Below are 26,587 nucleotides of genomic sequence, written 5' to 3'. Positions count from 1 at the left end.
TTTTTCTTTCCGTAAAGTCGTAATATGACCTTACATATTGTATTCATTAGCTGTCAATAAATGCTGAGCTATGCGTCTGCGAGCCTCTTTTATATTTACCGGAGGATATTGATCGAAACGTTTTACGCCCATCAAAAAAGTACGCTGTAAATCACCGGATGCAAAAGAGTTGATGGCTTCGCGAGCTGTTTTAGCAATGTGCTGACTGGCCTCCCAAAATTGTACTTTCATCACGTCGTCGTGATAAGCCTCTTTTTTGCCCATTTCATCCAGCTTGCGGACACGCAACAATAAGGATTCAGATGCAAACAGGTCCATGATCATGTCTGCACCGTTCATGGTGATCTCTTGTTCGTTCTTCAGGTCCAGCTGGCCATCCATCTGCATCTTTCCTGCGGCGCCAATGACCATGAGAACGAGCTTGCGCATGTTCTCAATCGCCATCTCTTCTGCTGCATACGGATTGGAATTTGCTCCCGCCAGCGAAGGCATTTTAGCCAATTCTTTCTGGACTGCCCAGGCAGCATTTACCAGGTCAAGCTCTCCTTTAAGTGCTTTCCGGAAAACCATGTCAATGATAACCAACCGATTAATTTCATTGGTCCCTTCGTAGATCCGGTTGATACGTGCATCCCGGTATGCCCGGGCCGCTGCATGTTCTTCCGAATAACCGATACCACCCAGGACCTGTACGTATTCATCAACCACATAGTCAATCAGCTCAGATCCCGCAATTTTGGCAATAGAACATTCGATGGCATATTCCTGCGCTGCCTTTTGTTTTGCTTTAACCGGATCTTCGCCATCACCAATGAGGGATTCAGTTTTCCGCTGGATGAGATCTGAAATACGGTAAATCAGGCTTTCAGCTGTGAAAGAACGAATCGTTTGTTCCGCCAGCTTGTACTGGATGGCGCCAAAATGACCGATGGACTTACCGAACTGGACGCGCTCATTGGCATATCGGATGGATTCTGTAATTGCGGATTTAGCTCCTCCGATGCAGAAAGCTCCTAATTTGAAACGCCCCATGTTGAGTACATTAAGGGCGATCAGATGGCCTTTCCCCGCTTCCCCGAGCAGATTATCCACCGGAATAGTCACATTTTCAAAAAACACCTGCCGGGTGGACGAACCTTTAATCCCTAATTTCTTCTCCTCTTCACCAAAGGTCAGTCCGGGAGTCCCCCTTTCAACCAGGAATCCGGTAAAATGCTCCCCGTTTATTTTTGCAAATACCACAAACAGGTCTGCAAAACCGGCATTGGAGATCCACATCTTCTGACCATTGATGATATAGCTCTTACCATCTTCGCTAAGATCTGCACGGGTTTTGGCCGCAAGGGCATCCGAACCGGAACCTGGCTCCGTAAGGCAATAACTCGCCTTGATGCTACCATCGATCATCCCAGGTAGATATTTTTCCTTCTGGGCATCGGTACCGTAATACAGGATAGGCAACATGCCAATTCCGGTATGGGCAGCAAATGAGGTATTAAACGATCCCATATTGCCAAGTGCATCACAAAGCAATGTATTGGTGTTAAAATCAAGGTTCATGCCACCATAGGCTTCGGGCATATGAGCACCCAACAAACCAAGTTCTCCGCTCTTCCGAAACAGGTACTCGGGCATTCCGGGTTCCTGGTTTTCGATGCGTGCGATATTGGGTTTTATTTCCTGCTGTACAAAACTCGCAGCCATCTGGAAGATCATCTCCTGTTCTTCAGTATGTTCTTCGGGTATAAAAGTTTGCCCGGTCGATGAGGATTGGATGAGAAACTCACCTCCTGACAGGGCTTTAAGCGCATTTTCTAATTCCATGGATTAAAGGTCTTTTGGCTAAAATTAATAATAATTTGACTTAGAGTCAATATTTTTCACAATTATTAGCTGCCATTCAATCTGTTTTAAAAATTATTTGATGCAATTCACATGACTTCAGGTCAATAATTAAAGTATCCTTGGTATCTGAGGGATTAAAATGACAATCGAAAGCAGATAACTGGGCTATGGATAGGCTTCCTTCTGGTGCAATCGCGAACAAGTGATAAAATTGGTTGGTGAAAAGTATTGAATTTGTATGTTTGCATGATTAAAATAGATATACATCATGGAAGAAGTAGATAACAGCAACAAAGGAAAAATCCGGATGAACTTTCTCATTGCCTTCGTCATCTGCGCAGGCTTACTGATCTTTAAGCCGGAATTCTTTTGGATTGCCTTGCCGTTTACCCTGACCTATTTGGTACAGGCATTTGATGTGATATAAAATTTTGCGCTACCTGTTGATCAATCGTTGAATATTCCTTTATATTTGCAATCCCATTTGGGACGTTCTTTGTAAATGCGGATGTAGCTCAGTTGGTAGAGCACAACCTTGCCAAGGTTGGGGTCGCGAGTTCGAGTCTCGTCATCCGCTCCACGAAAAGGTTTGAATTCAGTTCCTCTTTGACCGGTCTGTGTTCAAACCTTTTTTTATTGGCGCGAGCTTTGTTATCTTAGTACACAACTCAAAGCGTGAACAGGCACGCAGGAAAGTCCTGCGTTACTAACTTTGAAATACTGGCTACTCACTTGGTACCCAATTTGCCCGGATGGTGGAATTGGTAGACACGCAGGACTTAAAATCCTGTGGGCAGTAATGTCCGTGCGGGTTCAAGTCCCGCTCCGGGTACCATAAAACAGTGTGAGGAGGAAGAGCGGGAGTGATGAGCTGCTTAACACTGTTTTCTTCACTCTTCAACTCCAACTCACTATATTAAACACTGTGAGAAAGAGGAGCAAGAACGGTGAACTACTCAACATTCTTTTTTCACTCTCCAACTCCAACTCACTCTAATAACTACATTAATATCCCGCTCACCATGTTTGATTTCGAAAAACTTGACATATATAAAAAGGCAAAAGCCTTTAATGCCAAGATTCGAACTTGTATTACCAGCTCAAATCTAGATCGCACAACGAAAGATCAACTCCGGAGAGCTTCATTTAGTATTGTTCTCAATATCGCTGAAGGCTCAGGTCGCTTCTCAAAAGCAGATAGGAGAAACTTTTTCATCATTGCCAGAAGTTCCATTTTTGAATGCGTCGCAATATTGGATGTCTTGAAAGATGAAGATATTCTTGACACAACAAATCAATCCATCAATACACTACATCCACCCCATTTTCATCAATGTAAATTTCGATATACGTTGCCTGCCCAACATATACGTTTTTGCTCTGCGCACCCGCATTGACAAAGACAAACCGCGCATAAAATTGATCGGAGGCCAAATCATTCTCACGGGACGATCCCGGTACAGGTTGAAAAGAATTTACAGTAACCTGGTTATTCAGTGAGGTGATGTAAGCCGATTTATTGCTAAACCAATTGTAAAGGGTTGCCTGATTGATCAAATTAAAAGTTTCCTGATTCGCTGCATTCAGGGTTACAATATCCACCTGTGGTGTATATTTCAATCCATAAGCAACCTCAATATAAACACTGGATTCATAAGACACGGCACCCTGGGTCGTTGCCCCACTCCTATCCATGTCTATTCCATTAAGTAGTGGGAATGCTACATAGAAAAGGAGAATCAGATTCATTGTTTGTTCGATTTTTTGGCTATCATTTTGTGTCAATTCAAGTTAGGAATTTTACGCCATCCCTTTAAATCGTAGAACTATTAAATTTTTGGTTTAGGTCCGCTCTCAAATGGTAATTGCTTTGGGCTGGCATTCCGTATAAGCTTCGGTTCCAGATATTTAAAAAGGAAGTGAGTTTTAACCATCCGGACAATCGCTTCGTTTGAGCTATCGAACCCATCCAAAAGTTAAAATTCAATATAACTTCTTATAGTTTTGGGGTATTAGCACATTACGGCACTGAATTTGTACCTTGAATACCTGCCAAAGAGAACCTGAACCCCTTCCAGGTTAATTTCACTTTATTAAAACGCCTAAAAGATGAAAGAAACCTTCACCGTGGTGACGGGTGAAAAGATTGAAATCGCCGTCGACCAAATTCAAGCCTACTGGCAGACCTTCAGTTCCATCCCACCTACCTCCGTAATTGCTATTATTGATCTTGATTGTCCTTCGGGACCTCTGCAGTCTATTCAAATCAAGGACCCCTACCCTGAGGTCAAATTCAGAATTGAAAGACATAAGTCATACCTGGGAAGATAACCTTCCAGGTCCGATTTAAACAATTAAGCCGGAAAAGGTTAACCTGTGGATTCTGGACATGGATGCGTTTCGAAATGAATCGTGATTACGACCCTTATAAGGTTATGAGGTAATAGACGATCATTCCGTCTTATGAAACAGGAAATAGTTATAAACGGCGCGGGCTATGTGAGCAATCGATTTCTCACGGTCGGCAACATCCATTGCCGAATCCTTAACGAAGATCGTAACAATTACATGGCCTGCGTCATCCGGAAGGTCAATTATGCCTACATCATTGGCTGTCTTACCTATGGTTCCTGTCTTGTGAGCCACTCTGATGTCTGGTGGTAAAATGCCTTTAATGCGTAACTCGCCGGTCTCGCAACGGTACATGATATCCAGCAGCAAATCGGTATATTCTTTATTCAATAACTGACCGTTCCATAGCAATTGCAACAATAAAGCCATTGCCCCCGGTGAAGACTGGTCACGGGGGTCATTTGAGAAATTTTCCATCGATTCTTTTTGTTGCACCTCGTTAACCGCTTTTACCACTTCCCGAAATTCATCCATGGTCATTTTCTGTTCAGCGGCTACAGGAGCTCCCAGCCAATTGGCAATTAAAGCCAATGTGGGCCGGTCCACCGATAATCCTTCAATATGGTTGCTGTGCAACATTTCATTTACACTTACCGGTACACCCGACAATTCAAGGCATAAATCGGCAGCTGAGTTATCACTGATGAGCATCATTAATTCGAGAAGGTTTAATACCGACAATGACACCCCGGGATCATCAAGCAGGCGTGAAATGGTTCCGCTACCCGGATGGATATCCCGGGCGGTCACATTGATCATACTGTCCAGGGTAAGTGAACCCTCCTCAACACGTTGTAATAATCTGATGGCAACAGGCACTTTGAAGCAACTGGCCATGGGAAAAGTTTGATCATTATTGAACATCAGTTGGGTATGATTTTCCAGATGTATGATTCCCACCCCTACCGTTCCGCCTGAAATCTGTTCCAGCCTTTTAATTTCATTCTGAAGCAATTCCAGATCACCTTTCTGAGCGTTCAGAATGCAAGTAAAAGAAATCAGAAAGACCAGGAAGGAGATCATTTTATTTGTGTTGTGCATTTCCATCATCATGTCTTGATTTTGCTTACTATTTGTCTCTTGAATTTAATTATAAATTTCTGGGATGCTAAATTTTCAAATTCAGGCATAGGTATCAAACTACAATTGGCATACACCTACCTGGTTGCACCGGTCTGCCGATTGATAATTTTTTGGTTGTAATTCCCATCACCTCCAATTATAGGGTTGTCCCGTTTGGGAAATATGTTAGCAAGACATTTTGCTGATGAAAATGTCTGCCAATAAAATCGAAAATATCAGCAAGCCCGGCAGGTAGCCAGCTCATCTACCAGACCTGGAATATTTCCCTTGTACCGGTCAGATACATCTCCTGATAGCCAGCCATTGCTTCAGTCATCTTCTTGATCTCGTCGGACTGGTGCCGGTATCTCTCGAAGCTTTTTTCATAAGCGGCAAGGCTTTCATATTCGCTGATCATTATCACCCGGTTAAACTGGCCGGTTGCATCCGTCAGTATTTGTACGAATTCCGGAATCCCAGCGGTTCCTTCTTTCAGTTTCTTGGCCAGCTTTGATGCCATACCTGGCTTGCAAACGAAGGTGTCATGTACAGTTATCATATTGTTGAAGATTTGTTTTAAGGGATTATCTGTAGTAATAAATCATTTCAGTGGAAATACTTTTTATTAAGACCTTCAACAGTCCATGTGCATCAAATTATCATCATACTTACTACAGATAGATATGTACTCCCCTTTGCTTTCCGCTATCGTATTATGTGGCTCATGTATTTGGAAGCGTGAGTGATCCCTTTCCATTTTACCACCATCCTTGATGACACAGCATGGAATTACTTGTCCTTAATTACGCTATGCTAGGGGGAATACCAATTTACTGATCCTTATTGAATTTTTTAATCCGAAAATCATTAAGAATCATCATTTCGGGTGATACCGGGACCTGTCTTTATTCAGGAATTTTGGAAGAAAGCTCCAACATGAAACCAAAGGATAGTTTTTATTTAATTATGATCCTGATTCCGGTAACCTTTCAATTAATTAAAGCCCAAACCTGTCCTGTACCGATGATCATTGGGACAGAAACGATTTCAGATCGTGTCGAAAAGGTGATTTATCCAACCACTGAAAGGGTTAAGGTTGAATGGGAAATATATTCAGGAAATGCTTTTACGAATTTTGGAATAACTAAAAATGATGAGTCAGTTGTCTCCTACGGCTATTCCGTGGCAGACGGGATCAAAAGATCTCAAATGGTCAATGACGCTCAAGGTAAAAAAATAGAGATGGTTATTTTCAAACCTGCAAATTACGGCCAGCCACGCGATCCGGACAAACAGGATATGCGATTCAGTTACAAAATATACGAAGTTGGGGTAAGTCTGATGAAAGAGCGACATCTGGTCGAAGGCAATCTATTTGGCCAGGGTAAAAGCACCGTTTACACCTTCCCATCCTGTAAATCAAAAACCAAGATTATTGTGCGTAGAAAATCCGGGAGGGCCAAAGGCACTATTTCGGTGTACGAGCGGACCGGAAGCAACTGGAATAGCAATCCTGTCATGGTACGGATCCTGGAACAGGACCAGGATCAGCAAATCTTCACCGTGAACTCGAATAAAGAACTCAAAATTGAACTCAAAAATAATTCGGTAGGCAACCAGCTGGGTTATAGTATCAATGCCCTGGTAACCAATTGATCCTCCTAAAAAAACAGGACTAGCACCTGCCATCCACACCAGGACTTTTTACGAATCCAAATAATTTCGCATGATGTATTAGGGACCAGGATTTGGTGAATATTGCTTCAAAGGATAACTTTAGATCCATTTGAAAACCTAAGTTTCATCACCATGCAAAAGAATCACATTAACCGCCGCGATTTCATCAAAGCGTCGTCCCTGGCTTCTGCCGGATTTATGATCGTACCCCGTCACGTATTGGGAGGAAAAGGATTTAAAGCGCCGAGTGACAAGCTGAATCTCGCCGCAATTGGTGCCGGTGGAAAAGGCTGGTCTGACATCCGTAATGCCTTTAATGATGGAGCGGAAAATGTCGTTGCCCTTTGCGATATTGACACCAATCAATGCAAGAATGCCATTGAAAAATGGCCCGATGCCAAATTGTACAATGACTTCCGCAAGATGTTTGAAGAGCGCAAGGACATCGATGCGGTTACCATATCCACCCCAGACCACGTTCATGGTATTGCAGCTTTAACGGCCATGCAACATGGCGTGGCGGTTTACGTTCAAAAGCCGCTGACACACAATATCAAAGAAGCGCGTATGCTGACTGAAGCAGCACGTAAATACAAGATCGTCTCTCAGATGGGAAACCAGGGAGCTTCCAATCCAGGACAGGTACAAATGATGGAATGGTTTGATAAAGGTATGATTGGCAAAGTATCCAAGGTGTTTGTATGGACCAACCGTCCTGTCTGGCCACAGGGCATCCCCTTCCCCACGGACAAACCAACACGACCTGCCCAAATATCAGCCCAGGACTGGGATATGTTTATTGGCCCGGCACAATATGTGGATTACAATCCCCTGTTCCATCCCTTCAAATGGCGCGGATGGTGGAACTTTGGTACCGGCGCGCTGGGGGATATGGGTTGCCACTTGATCGACCCGCCCTTCCGGGTGCTTGGACTGGGCTATCCCACCGAAGTTGAATGCAGTGTCGGCCAGGTTTTCACCCAGGACTGGGTACCGGAATACATTCCTGAAGGCTGTCCTCCCTCCTCACATGTTCAGATCACTTTCCCGGCGACTGCTAAGAACAGCACAGAAATGACCATGGTCTGGTCTGATGGAGGAATTCGTCCCTTCCACCCGGAGCTGATCCCTGCCGATGATTATATTGGTGAGAAAGGTAACGGGAACGGTGTCATGATGATCGGTGAAAAAGGTATTATGACCTGCGGTGTCTATGGACTTGATCCCCAGATCTATCTAAATTCAGGTGAAAAGATTAAAATGCCTGAGGACTATCATACTGACAATCCAAATGAAAAATTGCCGGAATACGGTCACCAGGTCTCCTGGACGGATGCCGTTAAAGCCGGATTCGGCAGCAAGGAGCACAAAGCACTGACTTCTTCGTTTGACTATTCCGGCCCTCTCACCGAAACCGTTCTGATGGGTAACCTGGCAATTCGCAGCTATCAGGCTGGTGTAACCGGAGATAATGGACGGATGATGTTCGAAGGACGTAAAAAACTTCTCTGGGATGGTAAAAGCATGCGCATCACCAACTACGAACCGGCTAATGAATTTGTTACCCGGACGTATCGGGAAGGATGGGCTCCCAACTTCTAAAGTCAGAGCTTTTTCCACACAGCTAATCATTTGGCTGATCATTTTTGGCAATACAGCAGGCGGCTATGGTCAAATGCGACCAGTGCTGGCTGAGCAATTACCTGCCGAAAAAACCTATTCGCCGACTGATCCAGATTGGCTCCTTGATCCATCGCCCTACAAGACGGTGTTGTGTCAGGATACCTCAATGGTACAGACCATTGTCCTGTCCAATGGTTTGATCCGTCGCGCATTTCTCCTCGGACCCGATGTGGCTACGATCGCTCTGGATCAAATTCCTTCGAACACCGCTCTCTTACGGGGAATATATCCGGAAGCAGCTGTGACCATCAATGGTGAGGTATATCAGGCTGGCGGACTGACTGGTCAGCCCAACTATGCATATCTTGACGAGCAATGGCTGAAAGACCTGAAGCCCTGGCAGCAAAAGATCAAGCTAAGGTCCATTGATTCCGGACCGGTACAGCCAAGTATGGCGTGGAAACAAGTTCGCCATCATGCTGCCAATGTATCGTGGCCGCCACCAGGAATCCACCTTCAAATGGTTTATGTACCTACAGACCAGTCAATACCACAATTTGAGCTTACCATACACTACGAAATGTACGACGGGCTACCTGTCATCTGTAAGTGGATCACTTTAGTTAACAAGGATGCTGAAAACCTGGCCCTTAATCATTTTACCAGTGAAATGCTGGCACTGGTTGAATATGGATCCAGGGTGGATAACCGCGCCTATGAAACGCCGCATCCCAATCTGCATGTTGAAACAGACTTTGCCTTTGGAGGAATGATGGATGACGATGCAAACCATCATGTTGTTCACTGGGACACGGATTCATTGTATTCCACCCAGGTCAATTATCTGCGGCAGAACAAGTGTTTTCTGCGTGTGTCCCCGGAGATTGGCCCTGAGCAGTCATTATGGCCAGCTGATACATTCACATCACATCGTACATACCTGCTGGCCTACGATGGTTATGACCGGGAGCGGAATGGGCTGGCACAGCGCCGAATGTATCGAACCATCGCACCGTGGACCACTGAAAACCCATTGATGATGCATGTCCGCTTTGCGGATTGGACCAGGGTTAAAGCAGCCATTGATCAATGTGCCGATGTGGGTTTCGAAATGGTGATCCTGTCCTTCGGTAGCGGTTTTAATATTGAAGACACGCGTCCCGTCTACCTGGACAGCATGCAAATGTATGCACAATACGCCCGGTCAAAAGGATTAGAGATTGGTGGTTATTCCCTGCTGGCCAGCCGAAGCATCAGCCCGGAAGACGATGTCCGCCTCCCGGAAGGGCAAACGCCTGTCTTTGGTCACTCCCCTTGCCTGGAAAGCCGATGGGGACTCGATTATTTCACCCAATTGTACCGGTTTTATACACAGTCTGGATTCAGCCTGCTGGAGCACGATGGCTCCTACCCTGGTGATCCCTGCATGTCCACCACCCATCCCGGTCATCAGGGCTTCGCCGACTCACGCTGGAACCAGTTTCAAACCATTTCATCATTCTATAAATGGTGCCGCGGTCAGGGCATTTATCTGAACATTCCGGATTATTACTTTATGAGCGGAGGCAATAAATGTGGCATGGGATACCGTGAAGTAAACTGGAGCTTGCCCCGTGAGCAGCAGGTCATCCATACCCGGCAAAATATTTATGATGGCACCTGGTCCAAGCTGTCCACTATGGGCTGGATGTTTGTACCACTCACCGAATATCAGGGTGGCGGTGCCCAGGCTACCATTGAACCATTGCATGAACACCTGGATCACTATCAAAACATGATGATCTCCAATTTAGGAGCCGGCGTACAGGCTTGTTACCGCGGGCCGCGACTTTACGATACCGAAGAGACTCGCACGATGGTAAAAAATGCCGTTTCCTGGTTTAAGCAGCATCGTGAAGTGCTGGAAGGGGATCTGCTCCATCTGCGCCGCGCCGACGACAGGGATATCGATTACTGGCTGATGGTCAATCCGGCAAGTCATGATAAAGCTGCTTTGATGGTATTTAATCCCCTGCCCCATGCCGTTCGTAAGACCATCCGGATTCCACTTTATTATACTGGCCTGTCCACCACCACACAATGCTATTCCAATACCCAAATGGTAGGATCATTGACACTTGACCGGGATTACCAGGTTGATCTGACCGTAGAGGTACCTGCAAATGGTTGGCGAGCCTACTTTTTCACGGAATAGTCTTCGGTTTCGCTCAGTCTGACAACTTCGGCCGTACCGGGTCAGAAAAAAGCCAAATAAACGTGTGCGTATAATTTTATGATCAGACGTCCTGAGATAACCATTATGTCGCCGGATTCCATTTACTATGACGATAACTGTAGAAACCATAAATCGTCAATCCGACGACCAGCCAGATCAGGAACCGCAACCAGTTGGTATAACCTAATTCTGACATCAGGTACAAACAGCTCAACAAGCCAAGTACCGGTATGATAGACAATTGCTTCCAGATCGTAAGAACGGTCACTGCCAGGCCGATAAGTGCAAATATCAGATACGGGATCTTATGTTTAAATATTTCCCAGCTGAAGAAGCTTCCTTCCTGAGGATTCCAGAAGTCGTGCCATCCCTGTCCGTCACCCCGCATAGCAAAAAAGATGATTAACAATAAAACCGGAAGGATGTATCTCCCACTGTAATAAGGAACTCTGAATCCATCTTCAGGTGGTGGAACGAGTAATACCCCGGCACATACAATCACAAAGGCAAATAAAGTCCCGATGCTGGTCAGGTCTGTCACTTCCTGCAAATTCATAAATAAGGCGGGAACCGCAACCAGAATACCCGTTATCAGGGTTGCAAAAGAAGGCGTTTTGAATTTCGGATGAATCCTGGAAAAACGGGAAGGCAATAATCCGTCCCGGCTCATACTCATCCAGATCCGTGGCTGTCCCATCTGGAAAACCAACAACACGCTGGCCATTGCGACCAGGGCCGAAAAGGCGACAATGCCACTTATCCAATCCAGACCAACCTTTTTGAAGACATAAGCCAGCGGGTCACCTACCGCTAATTCAGTAAATGGCACCATCCCTGTCAGGGTAAGCGCAACCAGAATATATAATACCGTGCAAATGATCAGGGCTGCAAAGATGGCCCTTGGCAGGTCCCGCTTCGGATTTTTGCACTCCTCGGTCGTGGTAGAAATGGCGTCAAATCCAATGTAGGCAAAAAAGACCGCGGCCACACCTTTCATCACCCCTCCGAATCCATTGGGTGCGAAAGGGCTCCAGTTGGATGGTTTAATGTAGAAGGCTCCGATGAGGATGACGGTTATGATCACGATAAGTTTAAGGCCCACCAATAAGTTGCTGGCTGTCCGGCTCTCCCGGATTCCAATATAAACCAGGTAGGTGATGAGAACCACAATGATTAATGCGGGTAAATCAAAAATCATATGCATGCCTGCAACTACCGGTGCATTTTCCCATGCCTGATATGCTTGTTGAAGCCCGTCAGACAATGATTCGAGTGATTGTCCCGAAGCAAGTGATGCTGAAACTTCCTGGAAACCCCTCCAGGCGCTCAGAAAGTCCATCGTAAGGTAGCTTGGCATATGCCATCCGAAGCCTTGCAGAAAGCCGGTGAAATAATCCGACCAGGATATGGCAACGGCAATATTACCGATGGCGTATTCGAGTAAAAGGTCCCACCCGATAATCCAGGCTATGATCTCCCCAAAACTGACATAGGCATAGGTATAGGCGCTTCCTGAGGTAGGAACCGCAGATGCAAACTGAGCATAGCAAAGGGCAGAAAATCCGCAGGCTATTCCTGTAAAAATAAATAGTAACGAGATGGCCGGTCCCCCATTTGCAGCTGCATTACCAATGGTGGCAAAGATACCCGCGCCAATGATCGCAGCGATTCCGAATGCCGCCAGATCCCATACGGTAAGGGTCTTGTGCATCGTACTGGCATGACTTTGTTCCTGCAGGGTCTGCAGGTGCTTCTTCCTGAACAGCGATGAAAATTGCATACGAGGTGATTGGTTAAGTGAACTGGTTTAACCGGAACACCTCATCACTTCACTACCGTTTTAACCAAGGTGCCGGATGCAACCTCTTCATCCAGTTGCATGGAGTTTAAGATAGCAATTTCCTCAAGTCTTTTTTCTTCCACACCCCATTGGGTTAAAATATTGCGTAAAGTATTGGTTCGCGAGACGGTACGCACCGAAATCTTTTCAGGCTTGACATTGATTTTTGAGCGATCGGTCAGCTTCTTAAACTGGCGCATGCTATTCAGGAAAATGGTGTTATATGGCGCAAAATCGGTTTTCAATGCCACGCCGTGAAAAACGTAGATCTTGCTGTCATAGCTGATGTAATATGAGAGTATGGTTAGATTTTGCGTTGCATCCTGCTCATTGACCTGTTCTGAGGTGACTTCAAGTGCCGGTAAGCCGTTCACTGTGGTGGATTTGGAAGAAACAGTTGTCAACTGATATTGCTGCGCTGAAGCACTGGCAGCTTGTTCCAGTGTCGCTTCACCGGAGAGGGTAAACAGCATTAGTGCTTTTCCATCCTCGGGAACCATCTGGACCTGACTGGGCATGTTGGCTACCTGCCAGTTTGCAGGTGTAGGGAATTGAAACAAGAGTTCAGGATGGTAGAAAATGTTGTTTTCGACATATCCCTGTCGTGGATCTTCGCCATAAATGAGCCCATCGATCATCCGCAGGTAGTCATCCCGATCGACCTGATACGGCGGTGTGTTGACTTTGGTCTGCCACTTGGTAGTTGCTTCTTCAACCTTCTGATAACGATCCAGCGGATCCGGGTGTGTTGAGAGAAATGTCGGAATATCGCTGGCTCCGGACTGTTGCTGAACCCTGTTAAGTGTTTTGAAAAAATTGGCCATCTTATGGCTGTCGTAATCAATTTTTGTCGAATATTCCACGCCGAGCTGATCAGCCTGGCTTTCGTTGTCCCGGCTAAATTTCAGGAACAATAATGAAGTAAGCTCCTGGGCCTCGTTGGCAAACTCACGTATGGTTGGTGACAGTACGATGCCGGCAATGAGTAGAACCTGCGCAACGGTAGCATTGCGCTGTTGAATGGCTGAGTGACGTGCCGTAACGTGACCGATTTCATGCCCCAGAACTCCGGCAAACTCTGCTTCATTATTAAAATGAGCCAAAATCCCACGGGTAAAATAGACGTATCCGCCGGGTATTGCAAAAGCATTGATCACTGGGGAATCCATGATCCGGAAGGTAAACTTCAAATTCGGCCGATGACTTACCGCAACCATCTCCTGCCCTTTTTGATCTATAAATGCCTGGAGCTTAGGGTCTTCGAACAACCCATAGGTTGCTATGATCTGAGGGTCTGCATCAGCACCCAAAGCGATTTCTTGTTGCTCTCCCATTACCAGCAAATTTTTCTTGCCGGTAACCGGATTGACCGAACAATTGGAAGTAATCAACAACAATACAATACCAACGAAGGTGATTCCACGACGATTCATGACGATACCTTTTAGAAAATGACGTAAACAAGATCTGGAGTCTTGCAAAACTTATGTTAAAATAAGAAAAAAAATCCCCGACAAATTGCCGGGGATTCATTCATACTAAACCTGACTAAAATGAAATTAGATCTTCTGAGCTGTATTATTGCTTGATAAATTTAGCACTTTTTGAATAAGTTCCAATATTGAACTGTAATATATATAATCCAGACTTCAAATTGGAAACATCCACATCGGTAGAAAAGTTCTCTGTTGACAATTGTAAAACCTTTCTGAAGATCTCCGTTTGCATGGTATTGTACACAATCAGTGTGCCAACCTTCCCGGTAAAGTTGCTCCCGGAAGGGCTTTCAATGGTTAGTCGAATGCGATTCACCACCGGGTTGGGGGCTAATTGCAATCCAAGAGATGGATTGGCAATCAATGGACTTCCACAATCCGGACCAGCCTGCTTCACAATTGTCAGGTAATTATCGGAGACGGAATAACAGTCAGCGCTGACCATAACCGACGTGATGGTATCTCCCAAACGGAGCAAAAGATCGCCGGTGTAGGAGATGCCCCAGATACGAACCACTCCAGCACCGCTGCCTTCAAAATCCACGCCCGGAATATTAGGTAGCTCCAGCACTACATTGTCGGTGTCCGTGACGACAAATTGATAAGGCGCCAGTGAGTTTGATTCGTTGCTCAAAAACAACCGGTCTGCAACCCCGTCGCTTACACAAAACGTATACATTGTGTCACCTCCCAGTGCTCGCACCATACCGCCTTCAGGCATATCTGCTATGATTTCAATGCCATTGTCCGTCAAGGCAAAACAACCATCTGACAATGGAACACGGAATGCCTGCTGACCTACCAGGTTATACAATTCTCCATTGTAACTTATGCCATAGACCATATAGAACCCCAGGGGCAGGACATCCAGATCTATCACCGGTTCTGTAGAAACGAAGATGACTTCATCCTGTGCATCGGTAATCAGGTATGCTTCCTTCTCATTTTCACCATCCACTATGGAGAAGGTGACCAGATCCGGATTCCCGTCGCCAATGCAAACTGCAAAGCTTTCCTGCGAACGGTTGGATGTAAGTGTACCTGGAAGAAGTTCATTCAGGTTCAGGGTCAGCTGGTTTAGCGATACCGAATAACAGCCGGTTGATATTTCAAGGCTGTCCGACCAGATATCCCCATCATCAATCAACAGATCACCTGCATAGGACAAACCGAGCACCGTCAAAGTTCCTGACTCCAGAGGGTCAAGGTTGTAATAACTGCCCTTAATCACATGTTCGATCCGTTGATTATTCCTGAGCAATACATACACATAATGATCACCTTTGCTGGTAGTAAAAAGCCTCAATGAATCGACGATCCCGTTACCTACACAATAATCCGTGGTATCGAGGTGTGAAGGAACGAATATGCTGTCCCCCGACACATAGGTGCCATTTAGGACCAGGAAGTTTTCAGAACGAGCATAACATAGGTCGGATAAGGATGTTTGGGATAAGGTGTCTCCTATATGAATATTTAGGTTACCTCCGTATGAAAGCCCCCAGATCATTGCAGATGAAACCGACACATCGGCTAATGGCAGACGGTCCCCAAGTACATAATCAAGTACAATACCATCCAGAGAAGCCAGGATCAGCGCTTTATCTGCCCCGGAAGACGTGAATGTGATATCGAGCGTATCCTTGCTGTCCGGACTGATACACGTTTTGATGGTATCTCCCGATTCGGCGGATATACTGAATGGCTCCACACTGGTACGTTTTAGGGTCAATTTGTTTTGAGACAGATCATAACAACCAATGGCCAGCGGCTCCAGGATGTTCTCTCCCAGCAACCCTGGCAGAGGATTAGCATGGGAAAGACCGTAAATGTATCCTGATCCTGCCCCTGCACCTTCAAAGTTGATCAGATTGTCCCCGGTAATCACCAGAATTTTGCCATTTTCATCGGTGATCACATAAGAGTAAAGGCTTGCAGCCCCGGACTGATGACTTAAGGTTACAAAGTCTTCCACCCCATCACTTACACAAACATTAATGGTATCTCCCAAATCTGAAGCAATCGAACCTCCGTCAACCAAGCCGGGGTCTCCTGCAAATATTGGAATCGCATTGCTCGAAAGAGCAAAACAGGCATCGCTTACCGGGCTTTCCGTCAAGGTGTCACCTGCCTGAATCACCAGATTACCGGTATAGGTGGCTCCATATACCGCCAACTGGACATTACCACTGGTGTCGAAGTCAAAGCGATCCTGATCTGTAAGCTGAATGATAACCTGTGCCGAGTCCACCAGGAACCACGCTTTTTTTAATGAGGTAAGTGCGGTGGTTGTAAAATGAATGCTGTCGAGGTTAATGGCATTGGCACAGAAATACAGTGAATCTCCCCCATCGGAAGTAATCTTCAGGGATACCACCTGTACTTTTTGAATGTTGACAGGTGAAGCCGTTAAGGCATAGCAAGCACCCTGTACCAATGTATCACCAATCGCGAATGGTAATTCGCCATCGTAATGGATACCCCAGATTTGGCTTGTTCCCCCTGGGATCTGATCCCAATCTATCAATAAATCATCGGAAACAGCTTGTATAACTTTATTTGTAGCAGTAACAATAAATGAGTATTCACCGCCTGCACCCTGCCCGTTTACCTGGACAGAAACGGTGTCCGGGATATCATCGCCCGTGCAAAGCACGATGCCATCTCCTCCGGTATTGGTAATGGAACCGGCATCAAAAGCAGAAACTTTCAGGTTAAGCTCATTGGAAGAAGCACTGGAGCAGCCTGGAATGGTCATGCGGTCAAAAGTGTCCCCTGGCATAAAGGTCAATGCACTCGCGGTAGCCACCCCGTAAATCAAGTAGCTTCCGGCCAGGTCGGCATTAAATGTAAAATTGCCAGTGGTATTTGCCATTACAATGACCCGGGATGTATCGGTGAGAACAAACCAATAGTCCGAATTACTGCTGCTGGTCGTCTGGACAATCCAGGATTGCTGTTGGTTTTCCGGAGTCAGGCAAATAAGCTGTCCGGATCCATTGATTGATCCTCCATCCACAACAACCTGATTAATGGTCAGATAATTTTCAGAGAGTATTGTGCAACCATCTGCCAGGGCATCCTGAATCGAAGTTGAATCCGGCACAATCAGCAGGTTGCCACTAAAGGATAAGCCATAAATCCGGCCTGACTCGCCACCCAAAATAGATTCAAGGTCAAATGAATCCTGGGCGATCATCTGATGGATGACTCCCGTGGTATCCGTAACCAGATAGACATAACTTCCCGTGATACCGGATGTGTTCGACAGAAGGATCCAATCCGGGGAACCATCACCGGCACAGAAAGAAAGTTCTTCACCTAAATTTGAAGCAATGACCGATGGGGCAACATTTTCTTTATGGACAAAAATCTGATCTTCCGATACGCCGAAACAAGCTGAAGCCCATTGACCGGTTGACAGTGCCTGCCCCAACTCGCCGGTCCATAACCCAAAGTAGCCGACGGCCCGGATCCGTGCCTCACCTGGTGTTCCACCCTCGAAATCGAATATTCCATCCGGGTTGTAATCCAGGAGGACATCGTTTGTATCCGTTACGACAAACATCACATTTGGAAAACCACCAGAAGACGCGGAAACATGAACTGTATCTGGCAGGAGGTCGCCTGAGCAGACCAGGTACGAAGACGTGTCGGATTGAACGGAAGGTAGTTCCACATCGGAATACGGAATCCGGTTGACCGTAATGTAATTGGACGACAGATCAAAGCACCGGTCGCCAAATGAAAGATCTGCCAGGTAAGTACCGGTATCCACCTGAAAGGCTCCGGTAAAGGAAATACCATGGATCAGGCAGGTGCCCGGCATTGCATTTTCAAAAGAAATGGTATCCGTCTGCGAGGTCATGATGATCTTACCATCCTCATCCGTCACCAGATAGGCGTATTGATATTGCTTATCGCCCTGATTGCTGACCACAACCTGGTCGGGATAATCGTCACCAAGACAAAGGGTTACATCGGTTTGGCCATAAGCATCGGAGACCGTGCCTCCAACAGCTACCACCTTATTGACCGTCACATAATTATTGGTGATACCAATCAGGTACGAGTTCACCTCAATGGAATCCAACGGGGTACCCGGCTTCACATTCAGAAGCCCGATATAAATAATCCCGTATACCCGGTTAATACCGGCTCCGGTTCCTTCAAAATTGTAGGTATTTGAAATCTTAACCGCCTGAACCACATCATTGGTATCTGTAATCAACAATGAGGTCTGAAATGCATAGGTTGGCGGTTGAAACAGAATGATGTCAGGCTTGCCGTCCTGGGTACAAATGGTGGTATCCGTCAACATTCCAGAGCGAATGAAAATATCGCGGTAGCGAGGAATGGTATCTTGTGCATAGCCCATTATTCCGAGCATGCAAAGGCTCAGTATGTATACATACTTCATAATCTTTGTTTTTGTTGTTCGTCTTAATAAGAAGGCTTCAAGAAAGCAGATGGAGTACAACTAAGAAACAGAATATAAGGCAAATTTAGTATATCTGTCCCATGATCTTTTCATCAAATTTCTTCATCATCGATCAGATCGGGTCTCCGCTCACGGGTACGGTTCACAGCTTCCTGATAACGCCAGGCCTGAATGCGGGCTTCGTGGCCGGAAATCAAAACCTCCGGCACCTTCCAACCCAGATATTCGGCAGGTCTGGTATAGACCGGTGGTGCGATCAGGTTATCCTGAAATGAATCGGAAAGTGCAGACTCCTCATTATTCAATACCCCGGGGAGCAGCCGCCCAACGGCATCTACCAGCACCGCAGCAGCCAGCTCGGCTCCGGACAATACATAATCTCCTATCGATATTTCCCGGGTTACCAGGTGTTCCCGCACCCGCTCATCTACACCTTTGTAGTGACCACAAAGCAGCAGGATGTTCCCTTTTAACGACAGTTCGTTGGCTATGGATTGGTTTAACTGTTCACCATCGGGTGCCAGGTAAATGAGTTCGTCATAGATACGCTCCTTTTGCAACTCCTGTAAACAATGGTGGATCGGCTCGATCATCATCACCATCCCTGCACCACCCCCATATTGGTAGTCATCGATTTGCTGGTGTTTTCCTAACCCATACGTTCTAAGATCATGTATTACGACCTCTAAGAGTCCCCGCTCGCGGGCACGTTTCATGATCGAGTGAGCAAACGGGCTTTCCAATAATTCAGGGACGGCTGTAACGACGTCAAAACGGAGCATCCTTTTTCATTTGGGCATAAAATTGATAGAAATAAGGTATGGTCTCAATACCCTTGTAAAAGTTGAACAAACCAAAGTGTTCATCGGGTGAATGGATATCATCGGAATCCAATCCAAAACCCATCAGAATGGACTTTACGCCCAGGACTTTTTCAAACAGGGCTACAATGGGAATGCTTCCACCGCTGCGCTGGGGTAATGGTTCCTTGCCAAACGATTTTTCCATAGCCTGATGTGCCGCTTTGTATTCAAGCGAATCGACCGGAATCACCACCGGATAGCCACCATGATGAGCCTGGACGGTAACTTTTACTCCGGGAGGAGCTATGGATTTGAAATGAGCCGTAAAAAGTCTGGTGATCTCGTTTGGGTCCTGGTGCGGAACCAAACGCATACTGATTTTAGCCTGAGCTTTCGAAGGCAAGACCGTCTTGGCGCCTTCACCGATATAGCCCCCCCAGATCCCGTTGACATCAAGGGTAGGCCGGATGGTGGTCCGTTCCAGCGTTGTATAACCAGATTCACCCACGACAGCCTGGATCCCCAGTTCTTCCTTATACGTTTCCTCATTATAAGGTGCCGCATTCATCGCTGCACGCTCATCCTGGGAGACCAGTTCAACCTTATCGTAGAAACCTGGAATCGTGATATGGTTATTGCTATCCTTAAGTGAATCGATCATAGAACAGAGGACGTTCAAAGGATTCGCTACTGCTCCGCCATAAACTCCGGAGTGAAGGTCTTTATTCGGTCCAACCACAGATACTTCCACATAACTCAGCCCGCGCAATCCTGTGGTAATGGATGGGATGGAATTGCTGATCAAAGCCGTATCAGAGATCAGGATCACATCGCAATCCAGCATGGATTTGTATTTTTCACAAAATATTTCCAGGTTCCCTGAACCCACTTCTTCTTCACCTTCGATCATGCATTTGATGTTGCAATTCAGCAGATCGTTCCGCAGCATCGCCTCGATGGCCTTTACATGCATATAAACCTGCCCCTTATCATCACAGGAACCCCGGGCATAAATCTTCCCATCCCGGATCACCGGGTCAAAAGGTGGTGATGTCCATAATTCCAATGGGTCCGGCGGCTGGACATCATAATGGCCATAGACGAGGACTGTTGGTGCAGCTTTGTCAATCATCTTTTCGGCATAAACGATGGGATGTCCTTCAGTGGGATGGATTTTAATGTTATCCATGCCCACTTCAGTAAACCGGTCAGCCAGGTATTGGGCTGCCTTTTGAACATCTCCTTTGTATTTTGGATCTGCGCTGATCGATGGGATTCGTAACCAGTCTAATAATTCATTTAGGTAGCGCTCCTTGTTTTCATCATGATATTTTTTCAAAGCATCCATTAGCTGGTATTTATTTTTGGTTATAAATATTTCAAAATCCGTGTTCCAAGCTGGTCAAGATCCAGATCTTCGGTCAATTCACCTTTTTCTGCCACCGCCAAATTTCCGGTTTCTTCTGAAACAATGATTGCTAAAACGTCATGAATTTCAGAAACTCCTAATCCGGCGCGATGCCGAAGCCCTGCCCAGTCCGGCAGTTCTTCCTGGGCTGAGACCGGTAAAATGCAACGTGCAAAGGCGATCCGGTTGTGTTTGATCAGAACAGCACCATCGTGAAGCGGGCTTTCCTTACGAAATATACTGGTAATCAGGTGCCCGGATATCTGTGCATCAATTGGCTCGCCAGACTCTTCAATCTCGCTCATTTCACTGTGACCTTCGAGAATGATTAATGCGCCCTCCTGATCTTTCTGCAGAGCAAGGATCCCTTCAGAGATCTCTTTGGTATAAGCCATCAGGTCAGCCGTGAATATTTTTTCCTGTTTGGGGAAAATCCTTCTGAAAAAATCAGCCCTGCTTTTCAGGGTTGTATTTCCAAGGTACAGCAGAAAGCGGCGGATCTCAGGCTGGAATATGATGATCAGCAGGATAACTCCCAGGTTACCGATGTTGGTCAGGAAAAGGGAAAGCAATTTCATGTCCAGGACATTGACCAGGACATAAAGCCCGTATAACAAGGCCAGGCCAATAAATATATTAAAGGCGACACTCCCTTTCAGGAGCTTATAAATTGAAAAGAGCAGATAGGCAACAATCGCAATATCCAGAATGTCCAGAATGCGAATGTCCAGGATCCCAACTTTAAAAGCCCATATCATCAGTGGTAAATGCATACCTGGAATTGTCGCCGTGTCGTTCGGGTCCAAAGCTTACCAAGTAATATCTGTGTCAGCTTCTCCCCTATAAACCACATATTTTTACTTTACAATAATTTGGTATATGACAAAGTTTGTAAAGTTAGCAGTTCTCCCATAGATTAGCAACGTGAAAGACTTAATCCTCTTATTCATCGGCATTCTCTTTACTTCGGCTGCTTTGGCACAAACTGTGCAGCAAAATGCCAACGGCGAATGGATTGTACAATTTGCTGATGGCACCTGGCGGTATTTTGAAGCAGGTGATTCGGTATTGGTTGATCAGGCAGCAACAGCCGGGTTAAGCAGTGATCAGGTCATAGTCCGTCAGAAGGTCCTCCTCTATTACGAACAAAAACATGAGGAGTTGGAAACGCTTAAAGGTCAGCTTCAGGATCAGGAAGACCTACGGTCCTCAGTCAGTCATGATCTGGAGGCGGGAAAAAACACCTTTACGGAACCTACGAAGAAAAACCTCGAAGCACAAATCCGGAATATTGGCAGGTCGATCACCCAGCTGGAAAAAAAGATCAAAGAGGCCAGCAAGCCCTATGAAGAGGCAACCCAGTTATTGAGAGCAACACCTACATATCAGGCTAAATGGCTGGAAGGTTATGAGCGGAAACATGGACCCATTGATGCAGGAGCCGGTACTATCCGCATCCGGGAGCCGGAGCTGATCATGACTGACGCACCGGTGGATATGGAAAAGCATCCTGAAATTCCCAGGCAGGAAAACACCTCAGCCAATCCGGCAGGAAGTTACCGCTGGCTTCCCGATGCTACTGTCGTACCAGAAGCTGGATGTGCCTATGCCTATGATGACACAGATCCATTGTCCAAACAACATCGTATCGATGTCGCAAAAGAAGTTTTGCTGGAATATACGCATGAACCTTTGCGTTCGTATTACAAAGACAAGCCTTATTTGACCTGCGCCGGATATCTTTCGGCGCAACCGGGTTATAAATACCTCACACTGGAGATCACCATCCACTCAGAAAGGGCCCGCCAATCGTTTGGCAGCCTGGTCAAAGGAACTGCACTTACCATCCGTCTTATCGACGGCAATGTGCTCTATCTGACTACGAACAATACGGATAACGGAGCGGTAGATCTTGCTAGAAGAACAACTACGTATACCAGCACGTACGTTCTGTCCAAGAAAGCGGAAAAAATTCTGAGCCAATCCGAGCTTGACCTTATCCGGGTCGTTTGGAGTACGGGATATGAGGATTACGATATCTACAATCTGGATTTTTTCATCCATCAATTTAATTGTTTAAACCAACGATTCTGATGCTTGGATTAAAACTACCTACCGACCCAAGGTGGGTCAATCTGGCTGAAAAAAGCCTGGAGGAGATCCTGACAGATCATGCATACTGCGAACAAAAAGCAGCAACATCATGTATTTCCCTCATCCAGGCATATCCTGAAAAAGAAGAAATGGTCAGGGAATTAGCACCCATCGTAACCGAGGAATGGGGCCATTTCAGGGCTGTCCTTCACGAACTGGAGTCCAGGGCATTGAAACTGGGCCGCCAGCGTAAGGATGAATATGTCAACGAACTGTTGAAATTTGAAAAAAAAGGTGGGGGCCGTGAAGAAAGACTGATCGAACGACTTTTAGTTTGTGCTCTGATCGAAGCACGCAGTTGTGAACGTTTCCGACTGCTTTCAGTACATCTGGATGATGAACACCTCAAACAATTTTACCACAAGTTTATGGTATCCGAGGCAGGTCACTACCGTCTCTTTCTCGCCCTGGCCAGGACTTATGGTGATGAAGAAAAAGTAAATGCACGCTGGCAGGAATATCTGGATTACGAAGCACTGATCATGAAAAACCTGGATCTCCGCGGCGACCGGATGCACTGAACGGCGGATGTCATGCTGTTACGCATCTACCTGAAAAAATGTATCTTGTTTTCCTAATTCATCTGTTATGCAGAGAACACTCAAACGCTTATTACCACAGACAACTGGTTTGACCATCATTCCATTATCGTGGAAATCGATTTTGACCCTTTTGATATGCTTATGGACGGTTATTCAACCCGGAGCAGCACAAAAACTCGACCATCGCCAGGGTGAATTCATCATACAATGGAGAGATGGAAATCAGCCTGCGGATGCCCTTCGGCAGGTGGATGCCAAGAGGCATAACTGGCAGGTGGAGTCGCTGACCCCACTAACAAATACAACCAACTGGTCACTGTTAAAAGTAAATACCGACCATGCAAATGAATCGGAGATTCTGAGCAGCCTTCGCAATAATCCAGCCATCCAATTGGCGCAATACAATCACATTCTGCATAAGAGAAACGCTACACCCAATGACCCGAGGTTCGGAGATCAGTGGTATCTCAATGGAGACAATGGTATTCATGCACCGGATGCCTGGATGGTAGGTACCGGAGGCAAAACTGCACTACAGGACGATATCGTTATGGCAATAATCGATGACGGTATTTCTTTTAACCATCCGGATCTGATTCAGAACTTATGGACAAACACCCAGGAAATCCCGAACAATCAACTGGATGATGATGGGAATGGATACATCGATGATTATCACGGATGGAACATCATTAAGAATAATGGCCAGGTTGATGGTGGAGATCATGGGGTATTTATTTCCGGACTCATGGCAGCCAGGGGTAATAACAGTATCGGCATTACCGGACTGAACTGGAGTGGCAAGATCATGATGATCCAGCATGATCTGATTGAAATATTTGAATCCGAGATCCTGGAGGGCTATGCCTATATATTGGCCCAACGAAAAAGATATGAAGCCACCGAGGGAAAAGAGGGCGCTTTTGTGGTGGCGACCAATGCATCATTCGGTATAGATGACAAGTTTCCTGAAGATGCACCGATATGGTGTGCATTTTACGACACCCTTGGCGCATATGGCATACTCAATGTCGGCGCAACAACCAATTTCAAAACCAATGTCGATGTGAAGGGGGATCTTCCTACCACCTGCCCGAGTCCATTTCTGATCTCGGTGACCAGCAGCAAGAAAGATGGAAATCTGGGTGATGCCGGTTTTGGCGTAGAGAACATAGACCTCGCCGCGCCTGGTATCGATATGCTCAGTACAGCCGGGGCAGATTCCTACTTTCTTGGCGACGGTACCTCCTATGCAGCACCATTGGTGACAGGCTCCATAGGATTACTTTACAGTGCCCCTTGTCTGAATCTGGCCATCCTTGCACATAGTTTCCCCGCAATGGCTGCACTACGGATTCGCAACGCACTGCTAGAAAATGTTACCAAGAATACCACCTGGGAAACATTGATTGCCAGCAGCGGATTGCTGAATATTGGCCAGTCCATGAACTCGGTCATGGCGGAATGCGTGAGTATTTGCTCCTATCCTTCCAATGTAGATATCCAACCGAAGGACAGTACCGGCCTGGTGGTCACCTGGGACACCCCTACGGACGACATTGTGTCGGTTGCTTTGCGCTGGAAAGCTGTTACGGATACCATGTGGAACGAAATCAATCCTGTCACCAGCCCCTACCAGATCAGCAATCTACAGGGCTGTACGGATTATGAAATCCAGTTCAGTACGGTTTGTGCCACGGACACCATGCTTCAGGATTACACGGAAAGCATTCTGGCTCGCACTGCCGGCTGTTGTGAACCACCCACCGGGCTGGAAGTAACCGACATTATGGACACCACAGCAGTGGTTCAATGGGATCCGGTTCTCAGTGCCCAGGGTTATAACATCCGGATCAGGCCAATGGGCTCAACCATCCCGTGGACGGTATATGGATCGGGGGACACTTCGTTCTTCCTGCAGAACCTGATGCCCTGTTCCTTTTATGAAGTACAGGTAAGAGTGAATTGTGAATCGGGAAACTCAGTCTATTCAGCAAGCAGACCATTTAAAACGTTTGGTTGTGGTGGATGCAATGTGAATGATTACTGCGCATCACGCAGCATGGATGCAAGCAATGAATGGATTGACCGGGTGAAGATCGGCACCATTGATAATGCAAGTGGCCCCAATGACGGTTATGCCAATTTTACCATTTACGATACCATAGGCACTGATCTTGCGATCAATTCGAAATACCGGATCACACTCACACCCGGATTTAAAGACAAAAAATTTAAAGTCTTCTGGCGTGTTTGGATTGATTACAATTACGACCGGGACTTTGACGACCCGGGTGAACTGGTGTTACAAAACGAAGAAAGAAGTGACACCGTATTTTCCGGAGTGATCCTGATCCCGCCGGTTGATTCACTGGCCAATACCGTGATGCGTGTGTCCATGCGTACTGTCCTCAGTGACGTGCTCTATCCGGAACCCTGTGACACGCTTGATTTTGGTGAAGTTGAAGACTATTGTGTTCAGATAGCTCCTTCCAAAGGGATCTGCCAGGAGATTTTTGAATACGACTCTCTTGCCATCGGCTCCTCTACGATCGAGATGTTTTGGGATACGGTGCAGGGAGGATTGGCATATTTGCTCAGGTATAAAGCCATTGATGATGATGATTTCGGCGACTGGCAATTTGTAACCGACGATACAACCTATCAGATTACCGATCTAAAAGCCTGTACGGAATATGTCATCCAGGTACAATCCGTATGCGAATTTGACACGTCCGGCTATTTTGAACAGCACATCTTTACCACTGGAAACAACTGTATGACAGCCCGTCAGACGTTTGATCTGGTGCAAAATGTCCGGTTGTATCCCAACCCAAGCGCTTTCATTGATCCGACCCTGACCTTCCGGATGGAAGACCGGGAACAAGTGCAATTGCAGGTGTTTAACATGCAGGGGCAAGTGATCTATCAGAAGCTGTTGGGCAATCTGGCCCCGGGAGATTACCAGGAACAACTCCCTATAGCGAATGCTGTGAAAGGAATGTATCTGATCCGTCTGCAGACGAGTCAGGGAGGCATCACAAAGAAGTGGATCAAGTTGTAAAAGGA

Annotated in this window: 19 protein-coding genes and 2 tRNA genes; 11 read left to right on the top strand and 10 right to left on the bottom strand. The window is 46.3% G+C overall.

The window, feature by feature from the left end:
- Positions 1-30: 30 nt before the first annotated feature.
- Positions 31-1,824: an acyl-CoA dehydrogenase family protein gene (locus H6570_07150; protein MCB9319039.1), complete on the bottom strand. Its 1,794-nt coding sequence runs from the start codon at positions 1,822-1,824 to the stop codon at positions 31-33.
- Positions 1,825-2,113: 289 nt separating this feature from the next.
- Between H6570_07150 and H6570_07145 the strand changes: the two genes are divergently transcribed.
- The 4 genes from H6570_07145 to H6570_07130 all read left to right on the top strand — a co-directional run bounded on the left by H6570_07145 (position 2,114) and on the right by H6570_07130 (position 3,242).
- Complete coding sequence (locus tag H6570_07145) at positions 2,114-2,272, top strand: hypothetical protein (protein MCB9319038.1); 159 nt, start codon at positions 2,114-2,116, stop codon at positions 2,270-2,272.
- Between the two features lie 77 nt (positions 2,273-2,349).
- A tRNA-Gly gene (locus H6570_07140) sits at positions 2,350-2,425 on the top strand.
- A 166-nt stretch (positions 2,426-2,591) separates the two neighbouring features.
- Positions 2,592-2,680 (top strand) — tRNA-Leu (locus H6570_07135).
- A gap of 187 nt (positions 2,681-2,867) precedes the next feature.
- Complete coding sequence (locus H6570_07130) at positions 2,868-3,242, top strand: four helix bundle protein (protein ID MCB9319037.1); 375 nt, start codon at positions 2,868-2,870, stop codon at positions 3,240-3,242.
- On the opposite strand, the gene H6570_07125 is transcribed toward H6570_07130, so the two are convergent.
- The gene (locus H6570_07125; protein ID MCB9319036.1) at positions 3,148-3,594 is read right to left on the bottom strand and encodes a hypothetical protein; all 447 of its coding nucleotides are present in this window, start codon (positions 3,592-3,594) and stop codon (positions 3,148-3,150) included. The genes H6570_07130 and H6570_07125 overlap by 95 nt on opposite strands.
- Before the next feature lie 360 nt (positions 3,595-3,954).
- On the opposite strand from H6570_07125, the gene H6570_07120 reads away from it, so the two are divergent.
- Positions 3,955-4,176, top strand: coding sequence for a hypothetical protein (locus H6570_07120; GenBank protein ID MCB9319035.1), 222 nt, complete (start codon positions 3,955-3,957; stop codon positions 4,174-4,176).
- A 120-nt stretch (positions 4,177-4,296) separates the two neighbouring features.
- On the opposite strand, the gene bla is transcribed toward H6570_07120, so the two are convergent.
- Entirely contained in the window at positions 4,297-5,310 is a 1,014-nt protein-coding gene (gene bla, locus H6570_07115) for a class A beta-lactamase (protein MCB9319034.1), read from the bottom strand.
- Between the two features lie 274 nt (positions 5,311-5,584).
- Positions 5,585-5,878 carry a hypothetical protein gene (locus tag H6570_07110; GenBank protein MCB9319033.1) on the bottom strand — a complete coding sequence of 98 codons (294 nt, stop codon included), beginning with the start codon at positions 5,876-5,878 and terminating at the stop codon, positions 5,585-5,587.
- Positions 5,879-6,255: 377 nt separating this feature from the next.
- Between H6570_07110 and H6570_07105 the strand changes: the two genes are divergently transcribed.
- The 3 genes from H6570_07105 (at position 6,256) to H6570_07095 (ending at position 10,813) form a co-directional block, all read left to right on the top strand.
- On the top strand, positions 6,256-6,975 hold the full coding sequence (locus H6570_07105) for a hypothetical protein (GenBank protein ID MCB9319032.1): 720 nt from the start codon (positions 6,256-6,258) through the stop codon (positions 6,973-6,975).
- A gap of 153 nt (positions 6,976-7,128) precedes the next feature.
- Positions 7,129-8,598: a Gfo/Idh/MocA family oxidoreductase gene (locus tag H6570_07100; GenBank protein MCB9319031.1), complete on the top strand. Its 1,470-nt coding sequence runs from the start codon at positions 7,129-7,131 to the stop codon at positions 8,596-8,598.
- On the top strand, positions 8,549-10,813 hold the full coding sequence (locus H6570_07095; protein ID MCB9319030.1) for an alpha-galactosidase: 2,265 nt from the start codon (positions 8,549-8,551) through the stop codon (positions 10,811-10,813). The genes H6570_07100 and H6570_07095 overlap by 50 nt, the downstream gene beginning before the upstream one ends.
- 103 nt (positions 10,814-10,916) lie before the next feature.
- On the opposite strand, the gene H6570_07090 is transcribed toward H6570_07095, so the two are convergent.
- The 6 genes from H6570_07090 to H6570_07065 form a co-directional block, all read right to left on the bottom strand.
- Positions 10,917-12,614, bottom strand: coding sequence for an amino acid permease (locus H6570_07090; protein ID MCB9319029.1), 1,698 nt, complete (start codon positions 12,612-12,614; stop codon positions 10,917-10,919).
- 44 nt (positions 12,615-12,658) lie between these two features.
- A complete protein-coding gene (locus tag H6570_07085) occupies positions 12,659-14,107 on the bottom strand; it encodes a M48 family metalloprotease (GenBank protein MCB9319028.1) in 1,449 nt (482 codons plus the stop codon).
- 145 nt (positions 14,108-14,252) lie between these two features.
- Complete coding sequence (locus tag H6570_07080; GenBank protein MCB9319027.1) at positions 14,253-18,590, bottom strand: T9SS type A sorting domain-containing protein; 4,338 nt, start codon at positions 18,588-18,590, stop codon at positions 14,253-14,255.
- 113 nt (positions 18,591-18,703) lie between these two features.
- On the bottom strand, positions 18,704-19,393 hold the full coding sequence (trmD, locus tag H6570_07075; GenBank protein MCB9319026.1) for a tRNA (guanosine(37)-N1)-methyltransferase TrmD: 690 nt from the start codon (positions 19,391-19,393) through the stop codon (positions 18,704-18,706).
- On the bottom strand, positions 19,380-20,762 hold the full coding sequence (locus H6570_07070) for a dipeptidase (protein MCB9319025.1): 1,383 nt from the start codon (positions 20,760-20,762) through the stop codon (positions 19,380-19,382). Before H6570_07070 ends, trmD begins: the two co-directional genes overlap by 14 nt.
- Positions 20,763-20,782: 20 nt before the next feature.
- Positions 20,783-21,595, bottom strand: a complete 813-nt coding sequence (locus tag H6570_07065; GenBank protein MCB9319024.1) for a diadenylate cyclase — start codon at positions 21,593-21,595, stop codon at positions 20,783-20,785.
- A gap of 151 nt (positions 21,596-21,746) precedes the next feature.
- Here H6570_07065 and H6570_07060 point away from each other — a divergent pair, with 151 nt between their 5' ends.
- The 3 genes from H6570_07060 to H6570_07050 all read left to right on the top strand — a co-directional run bounded on the left by H6570_07060 (position 21,747) and on the right by H6570_07050 (position 26,582).
- Complete coding sequence (locus H6570_07060) at positions 21,747-22,916, top strand: hypothetical protein (GenBank protein ID MCB9319023.1); 1,170 nt, start codon at positions 21,747-21,749, stop codon at positions 22,914-22,916.
- On the top strand, positions 22,916-23,497 hold the full coding sequence (locus tag H6570_07055; protein MCB9319022.1) for a tRNA-(ms[2]io[6]A)-hydroxylase: 582 nt from the start codon (positions 22,916-22,918) through the stop codon (positions 23,495-23,497). Before H6570_07060 ends, H6570_07055 begins: the two co-directional genes overlap by 1 nt.
- Before the next feature lie 67 nt (positions 23,498-23,564).
- Complete coding sequence (locus tag H6570_07050) at positions 23,565-26,582, top strand: fibronectin type III domain-containing protein (protein MCB9319021.1); 3,018 nt, start codon at positions 23,565-23,567, stop codon at positions 26,580-26,582.
- The last annotated feature ends 5 nt before the right edge of the window (positions 26,583-26,587 follow it).

This window comes from Lewinellaceae bacterium (assembly GCA_020636135.1).
Classification (GTDB): domain Bacteria; phylum Bacteroidota; class Bacteroidia; order Chitinophagales; family Saprospiraceae; genus JAGQXC01.
The sequence above is the reverse complement of the archived record's forward strand: the minus strand, read 5'-3'. Positions and strand labels throughout refer to the sequence as shown.